14 protein-coding genes and 1 pseudogene are annotated in these 13522 nt (G+C 40.5%); 5 read left to right on the forward strand and 10 right to left on the reverse strand.

The genetic code is table 11. The annotated features are described in order from the left end of the window. The first annotated feature begins 66 nt into the window (after window positions 1–66). Window positions 67–624: a flavodoxin family protein gene (locus CP947_RS01105; protein WP_096711421.1), complete on the forward strand. Its 558-nt coding sequence runs from the start codon at window positions 67–69 to the stop codon at window positions 622–624. A 52-nt stretch (window positions 625–676) separates the two neighbouring features. On the opposite strand, the gene CP947_RS01110 is transcribed toward CP947_RS01105, so the two are convergent. Continuing rightward, window positions 677–1240: a class I SAM-dependent methyltransferase gene (locus CP947_RS01110; RefSeq protein ID WP_096711422.1), complete on the reverse strand. Its 564-nt coding sequence runs from the start codon at window positions 1238–1240 to the stop codon at window positions 677–679. Window positions 1241–1358: 118 nt separating this feature from the next. Here CP947_RS01110 and CP947_RS10650 point away from each other — a divergent pair. Beyond that, window positions 1359–1895: pseudogene (locus CP947_RS10650) on the forward strand (GNAT family N-acetyltransferase). A 62-nt stretch (window positions 1896–1957) separates the two neighbouring features. Here CP947_RS10650 and CP947_RS01125 read toward each other — a convergent pair. The 9 genes from CP947_RS01125 to CP947_RS01160 all read right to left on the reverse strand — a co-directional run bounded on the left by CP947_RS01125 (window position 1958) and on the right by CP947_RS01160 (window position 10491). Beyond that, on the reverse strand, window positions 1958–2242 hold the full coding sequence (locus tag CP947_RS01125) for a hypothetical protein (RefSeq protein WP_096711425.1): 285 nt from the start codon (window positions 2240–2242) through the stop codon (window positions 1958–1960). Window positions 2243–2919: 677 nt separating this feature from the next. Next, window positions 2920–4110 carry a nickel pincer cofactor biosynthesis protein LarC gene (gene larC, locus CP947_RS01130; protein ID WP_096711426.1) on the reverse strand — a complete coding sequence of 397 codons (1191 nt, stop codon included), beginning with the start codon at window positions 4108–4110 and terminating at the stop codon, window positions 2920–2922. A 5-nt stretch (window positions 4111–4115) separates the two neighbouring features. Next, window positions 4116–4907, reverse strand: coding sequence for a nickel pincer cofactor biosynthesis protein LarB (gene larB / locus CP947_RS01135; RefSeq protein WP_096711427.1), 792 nt, complete (start codon window positions 4905–4907; stop codon window positions 4116–4118). Between the two features lie 155 nt (window positions 4908–5062). After that, window positions 5063–6265 carry an aldo/keto reductase gene (locus CP947_RS01140; RefSeq protein WP_096711428.1) on the reverse strand — a complete coding sequence of 401 codons (1203 nt, stop codon included), beginning with the start codon at window positions 6263–6265 and terminating at the stop codon, window positions 5063–5065. A gap of 410 nt (window positions 6266–6675) precedes the next feature. Beyond that, a complete protein-coding gene (locus tag CP947_RS01145) occupies window positions 6676–7686 on the reverse strand; it encodes an iron-containing alcohol dehydrogenase (RefSeq protein WP_207891994.1) in 1011 nt (336 codons plus the stop codon). 3 nt (window positions 7687–7689) lie between these two features. Beyond that, complete coding sequence (locus CP947_RS10620) at window positions 7690–7845, reverse strand: hypothetical protein (protein WP_207891981.1); 156 nt, start codon at window positions 7843–7845, stop codon at window positions 7690–7692. 119 nt (window positions 7846–7964) lie between these two features. Continuing rightward, window positions 7965–9017 (reverse strand): MBL fold metallo-hydrolase, encoded by a 1053-nt coding sequence (locus CP947_RS01150; RefSeq protein WP_253247317.1) that lies wholly within the window; start codon window positions 9015–9017, stop codon window positions 7965–7967. Between the two features lie 144 nt (window positions 9018–9161). Continuing rightward, entirely contained in the window at window positions 9162–9749 is a 588-nt protein-coding gene (locus CP947_RS01155; RefSeq protein WP_096711430.1) for a TetR/AcrR family transcriptional regulator, read from the reverse strand. A gap of 532 nt (window positions 9750–10281) precedes the next feature. Beyond that, window positions 10282–10491 carry a hypothetical protein gene (locus CP947_RS01160; protein WP_207891982.1) on the reverse strand — a complete coding sequence of 70 codons (210 nt, stop codon included), beginning with the start codon at window positions 10489–10491 and terminating at the stop codon, window positions 10282–10284. Window positions 10492–10689: 198 nt separating this feature from the next. Between CP947_RS01160 and CP947_RS01165 the strand changes: the two genes are divergently transcribed. The 3 genes from CP947_RS01165 (at window position 10690) to CP947_RS01175 (ending at window position 13376) form a co-directional block, all read left to right on the forward strand. After that, window positions 10690–11418 carry a redoxin domain-containing protein gene (locus CP947_RS01165; RefSeq protein ID WP_096711619.1) on the forward strand — a complete coding sequence of 243 codons (729 nt, stop codon included), beginning with the start codon at window positions 10690–10692 and terminating at the stop codon, window positions 11416–11418. A gap of 200 nt (window positions 11419–11618) precedes the next feature. Further along, window positions 11619–12665, forward strand: a complete 1047-nt coding sequence (arsM, locus tag CP947_RS01170) for an arsenite methyltransferase (RefSeq protein WP_279387813.1) — start codon at window positions 11619–11621, stop codon at window positions 12663–12665. A 333-nt stretch (window positions 12666–12998) separates the two neighbouring features. Then, entirely contained in the window at window positions 12999–13376 is a 378-nt protein-coding gene (locus CP947_RS01175) for a hypothetical protein (protein ID WP_096711432.1), read from the forward strand. Window positions 13377–13522: the final 146 nt, after the last annotated feature.

The following is a 13522-nucleotide window of genomic DNA, read 5'->3' on the forward strand; positions in this document are numbered from 1 at the left end:
TACACATCATATTATGTTTCTAAAAGAAATTGAAAATAATTATTAAAGCCAGATGGATGTGGAACAATGAAAGTTGTAGGTTTTGTAGGAAGCCCACGTAAAGATGGGAATACAGATGTACTTGTACAGCAAGTTCTTGACGGTGCCTCTGAGAACGGTGCAGATGTCAGGAAATTCAACATCAATGCGATGGATTTTACGGGATGTCAGGCATGCGGCTACTGTAAAGTCCATGAAAGATGCAAACTCGATGATGATATGGAAAAAGCTCTGGATGCAATCATTGATGCTGATGGTATTGTTTTTGGCTCACCCATTTATTTCGGCCAATTTACCGGACAGGCACGCTCATTCATAGACAGGTTATATTCCCTGATTAATCCGGATTTCTCTCCGCGTATCAATGCCGGTAAAAAACTTGTATTGGTGGGTTCCCAGGGGTTCCCCGAAAAGAATCAGTACAAACCGGTATTTGAAGAATTGGGAGGGCTGATGAACCAGTTTTTCGGAATGGAAATCAAGAATACATTGCTTGGTACCGGATACTATGAGCCCGGAGCAGTCAAAGATAACACTGAATTAATGGATGAGGCAAAAACTGCCGGAAAAGAATTGCTCGACTGATTACCAACATTCCTGCCTGTGTATTTTCATATCACAGGCATAAATTTACTTCTTACTTACGGAAAACACCGGTATAATGTGGCCATCTGAAATACTCCCCATGCCTGCCGGAAAGTTCTGAAAGACCTGCTTTTTTCATGTGTTCTACAATTTCTACAGGGGACATACCATGATCATGCTTGGTTGGCTCCCTGATGTAGACAAGACCGGTTCCCTTAAGTTTGCCTGCAAGGGAGTTTAATATTTCCTGTCTGTCCTTTTCCTCAATATCATGGAGGACAAAATGAATGAAAACGGAATCAAAATAATTATCAGGCAGATCTGCATCTTCGATCTTTTCACAGATAAACTCAACGTTGGAAAAGTCCTTCATCCGTTTTTTTGCTTTCTCCAGCCAGAAAGCAGAGGTGTCAATGCAAACCAGATTGCCGCTGTCTGAAAGGGCGTTTGCTATATGCTTTGAAACAGCGCCTCCTCCGCATCCAAAATCCAGAATATTTTCATCACCTTTCAACTGTAGACCCTGAATATATTGCTTATAGCGGAAACTTCCCAGACGGTTCCAGAGCACTTCCATTCGCAACTTTTCAAAAAAGCCAGGGTTATCAAAGCTCATGTAATATAATCAATAATCTATTTCATTAGTTTTTCGCCAAATCCCAAACATTGCAATATAATTTTCTTTGATATCAGCAACGGTAATATACATAAGTCTTTGAACCATGTGTATATCCATGCCAGCAAGAATACATGAAATCATAGAATCCAAAAGGCTTATCATAAGGCCGCTGGAGGAGAAAGATTTTACTGGTTTTCACAGGTTTATTTCAAATGATAAAGCTACAAAATATTTTTTCTTCAGCCAAAAACCTGCATCCTATAAAGATACTCGCAGGTTTTTCCGTAAAACAATGAAAAACTACGATGAACCAGATCAGGTCTATGCCTATACTGTTGCAAAAAAGAGCAGTGATGAATTTGTCGGTTCTGTTGGAATGCTTCCTGACCCGGATAAGGGAGCTTAGCAGGTTTACTGGTCCATTTTACCAAAGCACTGGAACCGGGGATTTGCAACCGAGGCTATCCAAATATTCTTGCATCACGCTTGCCGCAAACTGGATTGCAAGCAGTTCATCGCTTTTTCGCATGAGGATAACATTGCTTCCAGGAAAGTTGCTAAAAAAATCGGTATGAAAAATGAAGGACCTACAAAGGTAAAAGGGGTTAAACATAGACCCCTGCGCTATACACTGGACAATTGTCAATATTGAATATGGACATTCAATCGACCAATTTCAATTAAAAGAACTGATTAAAAATCGATTCAAAAAAGTTAAGCAGGATTTTGTTTTGTAGACAGGCGATTTAAATCGGCGATTAATTTTTTAGTGTCCACATTCTGCTTGTTTGCGATCTGGCATATTTCATCATATAATAGAATAAGTTCCATTTCGTATTCCGATTCTCCCTTGACTCTGGACCAATAATCCAAAAATATATCCCTCTCAAATTCGACAAAATTACCAGCTATTTTTAAGAAAATTGCCAGTGGATTTGTTTCTACAATCTTCCCAACTTTGCCAGTTTCATTATTCTTATAAAATTCCCCATGTCTCATCTGTTATTCACCTCCAATTCCAACTACATATTTGATTTTCTAATTTATTAAGCATAGCGACAGGTTTGGACTTCGGGGCTTGTATTTTCAATTTTTATATCTTTGACCTTAAGATTAATTGCTTCACTGACCCTTAACGGTGGGGTGTACATCAACAGAGCCGACATTTTATAATCTCAAACAAATTAACTTTTAATCTGCAAAAAAATATTAAAAGAACAGGTTGGGGCATTCAATAATAAAAATGTAATAACTCATAGTAAAAAATATGTGGGTATAAATAAAAATAAAAGGAATGTATGTGATTTATTCCAGAATGAAAATCTGATACTCCCATTAAATCTATGATTTAATAATCTGTCAAATGATTACTTAAACTTTATCGATATAGCTATGCCTGTAGCTGAAGATCTAATCTTTCAATTATCTATGGGTCGGAAGGCGCATGGCTCCAAAACCGATTATTGAAAGTTCATCCCCGTTCTTTGGCTTTTCCTGTATAACATTAAACTCCTCCCGCATTTTTGAATTATTAGCTTGATTCTCATTAATCTTTGATTGAATCCTTCTTTTTAAGACAAATCAATCTGTTACCTTTATGCCTGATTGAGTAATCACTCAAAAGTAATTGGGTAATCAAATTCATTGGTTTTTATTAACGAAGCTTTTTGGAAATATCAAGAGAAGAGCTTTCTTGCTGCCTCCTCTGCCCATTTTATAACTTCCTTTACAGGGATACCACTTGTTTTAGCAATTACTTTACAATCCTCGAACTCAGCAGAGATATTGAGCAGGACACCTTCTGAATCCCTGGCAATCTTCACCGCGGTTTCATAGATTTCCCCTTCAATTTCAAATTTAAGTGACTCTATCCTTCTGTCAGCCATTAACCTATGCCGGGTTGGTATTACCCGTACTCCTAGGGACCCAGTCTCGATAATGATCTTCCGTGCGAGTTTTGCAGTATCCTCAGGCTTTGCAATGACCTTGATAATATGGGCTGGGCGGCCTTTTTTCATTGTTGCCGGAACGATTGCAACATCCCTTGCTCCCATAGCAAGCAATTCCTCGAACAGGTTACCCAACACTTCTCCGCTTACATCGTCAGCATTTGTCTCAAGTACTTCTATCATATCCGGGACCAGGCCGGAATACAGCTCAGAAATCACTCCCTGGAGCACGTTTGGTCCTCTAAGCTCGGCATCTCCAGCTCCATACCCTGTTGAAATTACCCTGCCCTGGGGAAAAGTCTCCACAGGTCTTGCAAAGTGAGAAAGGATCGCAGCTCCTGTGGGAGTCAGAAGTTCTTTTTGCTCATTCCCACCTCTGAAATAGAGTTTTCCTTTCCTGAGCACCTCAAGTGTAGCCGGAGCTGGTACAGGCAGGGTCCCGTGTGCGCATTCTATTGTACCGCTTCCCACATTGATAGGAGTGCAGTAAACAGAATCACATCCAAGAGAATGAATAGCTGCCGAAGACCCGATGACATCTACAAGTGCATCACTCTGGCCTACCTCATGGAAATGAAGTTTCTCAAGATCATCTACTCTATGAATCAAGCTTTCAGCTTCTGCCATCTTTAAAAAGATATCAAGGGCACTTGCCTCCACCCTGGGAGGCAGTTTTGCCTCCTTTATCGTGTCTAAAAGTTCTGGATATGTGCGTGAATGTTCTCTTTCAGGTACATTGATCTTGACATCAATAGCTTTTATTCCTTTTTTCACTACTTCCCTTATATCCACAGAAACAGGAGCAGAGGCTTCTATAAGTTCTTTTAGGGCTTGCCTGTCAGCTCCGAGGTCCAGAGTACATCCAAGGATCATATCTCCAGCGGCTCCGGAAAAAGGATTGAATATTAGTGATCTCATAATTTTTATTCCTGTTCTTGTTTACATCCTGCTCCTGCGGATGCGATCATGTTCGCTATCCTCGCCGCATATGCTCCTGCAACAAAACCTGCATCGATATTTACGACTGCAAGTGTGGAACAGGACTGGAGCATTGACATCAGAGCAGCTTCTCCTTTGCCACCTGCACCATATCCTGTGGAAACAGGAAGACCTATCACAGGCACATCAACAAGTCCTGAAACTATTGTGGGAAGTGTGCCTTCCCTTCCGGCTGCAACTACTATAGCCCCAGGATACTTCGATTTCAAATTCTGAAGTTCGGGAACTAACCTGTGGATTCCTGCAACCCCTACATCGTATACGGTAACAGTTTCACATCCCATCTCAGAAGCCACAACCTTTGCCTCTTCTGCGGCTGGAATATCTGCCGTGCCTGCGGAAATGATACCTACAACTCCACCGGTTGCGGGTGCATGAGTGCCATCATGGACCACAACCGTACGGGATCGGCTGTTCCATTCAAACTCATCTTCGCGGAATGCCGCCCTCAGGGCTTCAAAATGTTTTTCAGATACACGAGTGATAAGGGCTCGCTTGCTCTGTGAAACCATGACCCTTGCAATTTCCACAACATCATCAGGCTCTTTACAATCGGCAAGAACAGCCTCGACAACTCCCGTTCTGCATTTCCTGTGAGAATCAATTTTTGCTATATCCGAGTAGGATACAAAACCAAGACCACGTGCATGCTGTTCCGCAGTCTCAATATCTATTTTTCCATCTTTGACATCTTTGAAGAGATCTGTGAGTTCCATGTGATAACCCCTTTACTAAAAAAAATAATAATTCAAAGTTCACGAAATAATGAATAAATAAAAACGGAATATTGTCTGGTATTTCAGTAAAGAACCTGAAACAATATTCCTTGTTGTATTTTTGTGGCAGATAATTTATGCTGTTTTACACATGCTTAAACATCTCCATTAAACATCTCCTTTGCCATGGCAATCCTCTGCTCAAGATCGGACCCTTCAAGTTCGCTAACTACGGAATCAAGAATATTTGGTATGTCAATATGCTGTGGGCATTTATCAAGACATTGTCCACACTGGATACAAAGGGATGCAAAACCGCCTCTACCTGCACCAACAGCACCGCCTAAACGTGCAGCATACATAAGTCTTACTGTTTCGGGATCATCCTCCAGGTAAAGGTTGTTGTACAGATCAAAACAAACTGGAATATTCACACCTGACGGGCAAGGCATGCAATATTGACAACCGGTACATTCTACCTTCATCAATTCACGGTATTTATTTTCCACTCTTTTCACAAGTTGTAGTTCTTCTTCTGTAAGTGAATTTGGATGTGCTTCTCCTGCAACCCTGAGATTCTCTTCAATATGGGCTTCTTCGTTCATACCGGAAAGAACCACAGTAACTTCCGGATGGTTCCATACCCAGCGAAGAGCCCATTCAGCAGGTGATCTTTTCTTTGGTGCCTCATTCCATATTTCTTCCACATCTTGTGGTACAGTTTTTGTAAGGGTTCCTCCACGAAGAGGTTCCATTACTATAACACCAAGATTTTTAGAAGCTGCATATTTCAGACCCTCTTTACCTGCCTGGTTCATTTCATCCAGATAGTTGTACTGGATCTGGCAGAAGTCCCAGTTATAAGCATCTACTATGCGATTGAAATCCTTTGATGCTCCGTGAAAAGAAAAACCTGCATTTATAATGCGACCATCAGCTTTGGCTTTGTCAAGGAAATCAGCTACACCTAATTTTTCAATACTGTCCCACAGGTCACCAACAAGAGAATGTAAGAGATAATAGTCAATATGATCGGTGTTCAGTTTCTCAAGCTGGGCATTCAGGTACTTATCCATATCCTCTCTCGTTTCTATAAGGAATGAAGGGAGCTTTGTTGCGATTTTCACTTTTTCGCGGTATCCGTCAGCAAGAGCACGACCCAGGAATGGCTCGCTTGCTCCCATGTGGTATGGCCATGCAGTATCAACATAGTTCACTCCCTGATCGATCGCATAGCGCAGCTGCTTAGTTGCCCTTTCTTCATCTATACTACCGTCTTCTTTTGAAGCGAGGCGCATGCATCCGAATCCAAGAATTGAAAGCTCGTCTGTGTTCTTTGGCATTTTTCTGTATAACATTCTAGTTCTCCTTAGGTTTTGAATTGCACAAGATAATAAAACTGCGGGTGACTGAACAGTCAGTCATAAATGGATTTGCTAGTATATATTTGCTTTGATTGACCAATCACTCACAGACGACGCCAAATTGATACTCGGTCATGAACCATCCTATGTTGCTGACCATGCTCTAATGACTCTCCTTTAATCAACAAATTGTCCAGCATAAATCCAAAAGTAATGATTAGTCTCTCTGAAAATAATCAAGAACATATTAACCCATGATTTATACTATAACATTTTTGCATTATTCAGACATGTGCCATTCCCAAAAGCGGATTGCGATCACTCATAGACGATGCCAAAAAGAATTTAGAGCCGATTTTATTCTGATAATTGTTCAGTTGTAAAAAATAATGAGTTGAGAATCCTTACTTGTAGGAAGCCTCATAGATGGCAACACAGTCATCAATACTAAGTTCGGTCCTGTCACATGTAAACAAAAAGCCCATAGTATCCTTTGCGTTCTTAGCCATTGTTTTGAATTCGTCCGGTGTGATACCGTAATCGGACATCCTGAGGTCTGCAACTCCACAGTCTTCCTGCAATTTCACCAGCATTTTGATGAAATCCATCGGCTCTTTGGCATCCTCCATTCCCATGACCTTTGCCATTTGTACGAACCTGTCATCACAGACATGCTTGTCAATAAAATGAGTAAAATACGCTTTGCTGATCATGATAAGACCTGCACCATGCGGAAGTTCCTGATGATAGGCTGACATTGCATGTTCCAGTGAATGCTGACTGGTGAGAATACCTACGCACATCACTGTACCGGAAAGTGTATTCCCGAAAGCAACCTTTTCACGTGCATCCAGATCATTCCCATTCTTCACAGTTTTTGCAAGATTTTTTGCGATATTCTCAATTGCGGTGATGGCATACATGTCGCTCATAAGATTGGCACCATTGGAAACGTACCCTTCAACACTGTGGAATAATGCATCAAATCCCTGGTATGCGGTAAACTTCGGTGGTACGGTCAGCATAAGCTCAGGATCGACAATAGCCAGGACCGGGAACAGTTCCTCATGTACAAACCCGGTCTTTTCATGCTTTTCTTCGTGAGTGATCACTGTACCCGAATCGGTCTCTGAACCTGTTCCGGCTGTAGTTGTAATGGCTATGACCGGCAGAGGGCTGTTCTTTAAGGGCATTCCTTTTCCGCTACCAGAAGGAATATAGTCCCAATAATCACCTTCATTGGTAGCCATTACAGCAATTGCCTTTGCTGCGTCCATACAGCTTCCACCACCCAAAGCAACAATAAAGTCACAATTGTTCTCTTTTACAAAAGCACCGCCAACCATAACTGTTGATCTTAAAGGGTTTGCTTCAACTTTATCGAAAACTACTGTTTCTACACCTGCCAGTTTCAGCTGCTATTCAGTCCTTGCAAGATAGCCGTTCTCTCTTATTGACTTGCCTTTAGAGATAACGATCATAGCTTTTTTGCCAGGCATTTTCTGCTCATGCAGATTATTTAATTGACCTGCACCGAACAAAGTTCTGGTAGGTACATACATGTTATAACTCATATCAAATCCTCAATTTTCCTTTCCTGAAAAGTCTTATACATTCAATAACTCATATGATTGAGCAATCAGTCATTATATTTTGCATACTGTGCTTTTTTTTTGATTAATACATTTTTATGTCAGAAGTCCCACCATGAAGTAGAAGGCATTTGCAGGTCTGAATCTAACAGAACAGTCTCACCGATCATTGGAGCAATTATGTTCATATCTCTTTCATTTGCCTCTTCCAGCGCCCTTTCTATTGGTTTATCCCAGGCATGATTAGCCAGCGTGAATGCTCCCCAATGCATCAGCATCATTGTCTCACCATTTACATCCAGATTAGCCTGTACTGCTTGTTCCGGAAGCATATGAATCTCAGCCCATCTCTGGTCATATTGGGCTCCTTCGATCAGGGTGATGTCAAAAGGTCCGTATTTGTTTCCTATCTCCTTAAAATGCGGACCGTATCCACCGTCTCCACTGGTATATATTCGGCTTTTGTTTCCCAGAATGACCCAGCCACCCCATAATGTAGTATCAATGCTGAATGGATCTCGTCCGGAACCATGTCTGGAAGGTGTCAGAGCAACAGTCAGATCCTGGTACTTCGTTTCTTCCCACCAGTTGAGTTCTGTGATCTTCTCTTCGGGAATTCCCCATTTGATCAGATGAGCACTACACCCGAGAGGAACAAAGAAATGCGAAACTTTGCTGTTTAGTTTTACAATTGATTGGTAATCCAGGTGGTCGTAATGGTCATGCGAAATAAGAACTGCATCGATTGGCGTCATTTCATCAATTATATCCAGCATGATATCTTCGCTATATTCGTATCTGTTAATTCCCACAAATGAGACAGGGGAAGCAACAGGGCTCAGCATAGGATCAAGCAATAACTTTTTGCCATCAATATTAAGCAGAAAAGCAGAGTGTCCTAACCAGGTCAAACTATCGTTTTTACTTTTTATCTGTTCCCAGTCTATCGTATAAACAGGGATTGGACTTGCAGGATCACGGTCTGCAAACTCGGAAACTGAAGAATTATTTGCTGGTAGAGTATCTGATGGATCTCCGAATACACTTGTAGGCAACTCATTTACAAAATGTCCATCAACATAGTTACTTAAATGTTGATATGTTTCTTTTTGTTCTGTTGTTGGATCCCCGCCGAAAGCCGGATTTACATTCATAAATACTATTATGCCGACACAAAACAGAATAAAAAACAAGAATGAATGTAATGCGATCTTTTTGAGTTTGACCATTTATATCACTATTTTACATTTATCCTAAAATATGAACTAGATACAGAATGCCATATAAGTGATCGGTCATTAAAATAATAAATTATTCCTGGTCAGCCCGCTCCATACAACCTGAAATCCATTTTCTATAGCTCTATCCCTGTCCTGTGGTTCTGAGTAAAGAATATAGTCAACTATTGTTCTGCTTGACTGATAGAACATTGTTGTTATCATTTCTGCTGGGTAGTCCCCAAGCTCACCATTTGCTAATCCTTCCATCACAAGATCATGGAAGAAAACATACTCTTCCATAACTACTTCACGGGTATGGCTTGTTATGGAAGGAGAAGAACAGAACTGTCCGACAAAATGGAATTTTTCCTGATTCTCTATTCCCCATTCGACCAGATTATACCACATCTTCCTTAATTTTTCTCTGTAAGTTTTCTGTATCTGGACATCTTGTCCCATTCTACTGCTTAATTCTTCTTTTACCTCGAAATACAGGTCATTGATGAGATGTTCTTTTGTAGGAAAATAATTGAATAAAGTACCTGTGGCTACACCTGCTTCTTTTGATATCTGGGCAGTGGATGTGCCGTGGAAGCCCTTTTCAGTAAAGAGCTTTAGAGCCGCTTGCAAAAGGGCTGCTTTTTTGTTTTCTACCTGTTTTTTCATGAGTTATCGCTGGAATTGACTATTTAGTCATTTATGTACTAAAAATGATTTGCTACTTAAATACTTTTTGCACACATAAAAAGAAAAATTGAAATGTTGTATTTGTAAAGTATACCCCCCAAGAATTAATCAACAAAAAATTCGGTATCCATCAGTAAAAGGAATATCTCTTCATTGATTATCGTAAAATTTTATTTTTGTACCTGGTACTATTTATTTCGTAAGAACGTCTTTTTTGGGATAGTAATCTGAATAGATAGCTTCAGCCCGATTATAGCAACGACCTTTCTTACATTGAGATTGGCTGGTCAGGCGTGACACCATAGTAATTAGTTCCAGCCTTACCCCACGGACAGCATTCGGGCCTGTTATTCTCAATTCGATGTTCTGTAGTGTTTTGCACAGACTGTTACAAGGCGTGCACCTTTACAGATAATACAGAGTTTATGCAATGAAAAAAAGCAAGATCCTCTAAGGGTACTTTGCGTTAAATAGAGCTCAGGTTATTTGAAATAAAAAGAAAGAGGGGTTTTTACTTCTTTTGCTTTGCGTATTCCACAAGAGCGTCCATTACACCCCACTTAAAAGCTACTACTACAGCGATACCCCATCCCCATGGTTCCAGGAATGTATATAGAATACCTGTGTCCACAAGCATGGTGTCCAGTGCAATGTGGTTTACTATCAGGAACAAAAATCCTCTAAGCAATGGAGTAAAGACCTCAGCTCCTTCTACATGCATGAATTGCAAGATAGTAAAATCAAAAATGGCACGTTCACTTTTTTGAAGTACGGGCGATCGATAAGATAAAAATATACAACCTTTGTTATAAATGGACGAAGTAAAAATTGCAAAAACCTAAATATACAACTACAAACTAAATATAAGAATAATCTGACAAATGACAAATGGGGTGTTATTGTGGAACAAAATGAATATATGACTATCAGAATTCCAATGATGGGGGAAATTGCTCCTTCTTTCAGGGCCCGTACCACACATGGGGAAGTGAATTTTCCAAAAGATTATGAAGGTAAATGGGTAATTTTTTTCAGTCATCCTGGAGACTTTACACCCGTATGCACCACAGAGTTCATGGTGTTTGCAAAGATGCAGGCAGAATTCAGGCAACTCAATACCGAACTTCTTGGCCTGTCAGTTGACAGTGTCCAATCACACATTTCCTGGTTGCGGTCTATAAAGGAAAAGGTGGAATTTAATGGCCTCTCGGGCATGGATGTGGAATTTCCTATAGTAGAAGACAAGGGGTTGTCAATAGTTAAAAAATATGGGATGCTCCAGCCTTCTGAGAACAAAAGATATATGCGCGATATCCAGTATATTCAGGCAGATAAGGCAACTGATGAAAACGAAATCATAAATACCCAACCTGTGAGGGGAATATTCATAATCGACCCGCAGTCACGCATCCGTTATATTGCCTTTTACCCAATTTCCAATGGCAGAAACCTTGATGAAATAAAACGCATCCTGCAGGCAATCCAGAAAACAGATTCACAAAATGTAGATACTCCTGTTAACTGGAATCCTGGTGATGATGTTATAGTATGTACTCCTCTTTCCTATGAAGATGCAAAGAAGCGCATGGAAGATAAAGAATTGAAATGTTCCGATTGGTACATTTGCCTTAAGAAGGATAAACCCTGATTCGCCCACTTACCACCTAAATCGGTTTACATGCCAAAATTGTTTTTTGGACTTCCCCATCACAGTCAATTAAGTAATAAGTATAAACTCACGAAAAAAATTATCAATTATTTATTGTATTTGCTTTTCTTTTCTGTGCTTCGTTTTCCAAGAACTGCTTGCAAAAAGCATATATGCATAAATGCACATATATACAACTAATGCTTCATGAAAAGGCTAAATTCTTCAAAGCATTGGGTGACCAAACGCGTCTTGCAATAATAGGATGCCTGTTAAAACATGATCATTGTGCATGTGATTTTGCAGCAATTACGGGCAAAGATCAAACCACTGTATCCCGCCATCTCAAGATACTTTGTGAAGCGGGAATCCTGAAGTACGAAAAAGAGGGTAGATACGTAATTTACAGCATAATGGATGATAATATGAAAGACAAACTTGAAAATTGCGGAATTGAAAAATTTGATTCATGTTGTCCTGATAATGCAGCAGATGCAGTTTCTAAGAAAGAAGTTGTAAAGGATAAATACGGAAAAATTGCATTGGATGTTGTACAGGGATGTGGATGCTGCGGGGATCTCACAAAGGAAGAAATATCAACATCCATTGGCTATTCATCTGAAGATATACAATCATTATCTGCAGCGAATCTGGGGCTTGGATGTGGAAATCCTACGGCAATCGGTGAGATAAAAGAAGGCGATATCGTTCTTGATCTTGGTTCAGGCGGAGGATTTGATAGTTTTATCGCTGCAAGGAAAGTGGGCAAGACCGGGAAAGTCATTGGCGTGGATATGACAGAAGATATGATTGCAAAAGCAAGAAAGAATGCTGAAAAATATGAATTCGATAATGTCGAGTTCAAGCAGGGGGATATCGAGTCTCTACCTGTTGAAACGGGGTCGATTGATGTCATTATAAGCAACTGTGTGATCAATCTCGCACCTGACAAATCCAAAGTATTCAGGGAAGCATACCGTGTTCTCAAAAATGATGGGAGGATGTATGTTTCAGATATTGTTCTTCTGAATGACCTGACCCCCGAGCAGAGGAATGATGAAGATCTTATATGTGCCTGTATAGGTGGTGCATTGCTTAAAGATGATTATCTGGGAATGATAAAAGATGCTGGATTCAATGTCGAGATAATGGATCAAGACAAAGAGATTGGTGAGAATCAGTACTCAGGTTACCCTGTTATGAGTCTCAAACTAAAGGCTTTCAAAGCAGATGCGGGCCTGGATTGATTGCGAGATTCTGATGTGACTTGTTTTAGCGAAATTGAATGCCTCAATTAAATGCACTCTTCGGGTGTTGTATTTTGAGGTATATATTAATTTTATTTGGAATCTGATCGAAAGGGATGATCCAGGGGAATTAAGGCAGAAGATCCTTGATATTTCCTATGTTGAGTAGAAAAAATTGGGGTTCTCAAAGGGTACTCTACATGATTTGAAACGTGGAATCAGGATATACTCGGTGTCGAGCAGGCACAGGCCATTATTGATGACTGGCTGGAAGAACACCGGTATCTTTCGGAGAACGAGGATATCGCTGCAGTCGGGCTTGATATCAAGACATTGGATGCAAACGGCAGTCTCGATGTGCAGGCTTTCAAGAGATCCCTGGAAGCAGAGATTCAGGTCGGTTTGTTCCAGACACCATTTTCCATGGGGGATACTAAAGGATCCACCTATGCTGCAGGATATGTTTCTGAGGCTGACCGGATGGTTGTACTGGAAGGCCTGCAGCACAGTATCCGGAATATTGTGCAGCAGTTCATTGATATGAGGTTGCAAAAGAAAGGCTGGCCTGGAGGTAGTGTATGGGTGGAATTTGAGGAACTTTCGAGACCAAAGATGACCGCTGCAGAAGTACTTGAGTGGTACAATTCTGGTGTCCTGAGCAGGGAGCAGTTGCTTGAATGGGGTGGGTTCCCACAGGGTGGAGTACGTTAATAAAGTCTCTGTAGAAAATCTGTCCTCTACTCTTTATAGTAACATGATCTTGTGTACTATCATTTGATTGAAGACCAAGTGGCTTCCTGTCCCATATCTCTTCTTAATGAAAACAAGTCTCCAAACTCAACGTTCACCGATGGATT

The sequence above is a fragment of the Methanohalophilus euhalobius genome, assembly GCF_900215215.1.
Taxonomy (GTDB): domain Archaea; phylum Halobacteriota; class Methanosarcinia; order Methanosarcinales; family Methanosarcinaceae; genus Methanohalophilus; species Methanohalophilus euhalobius.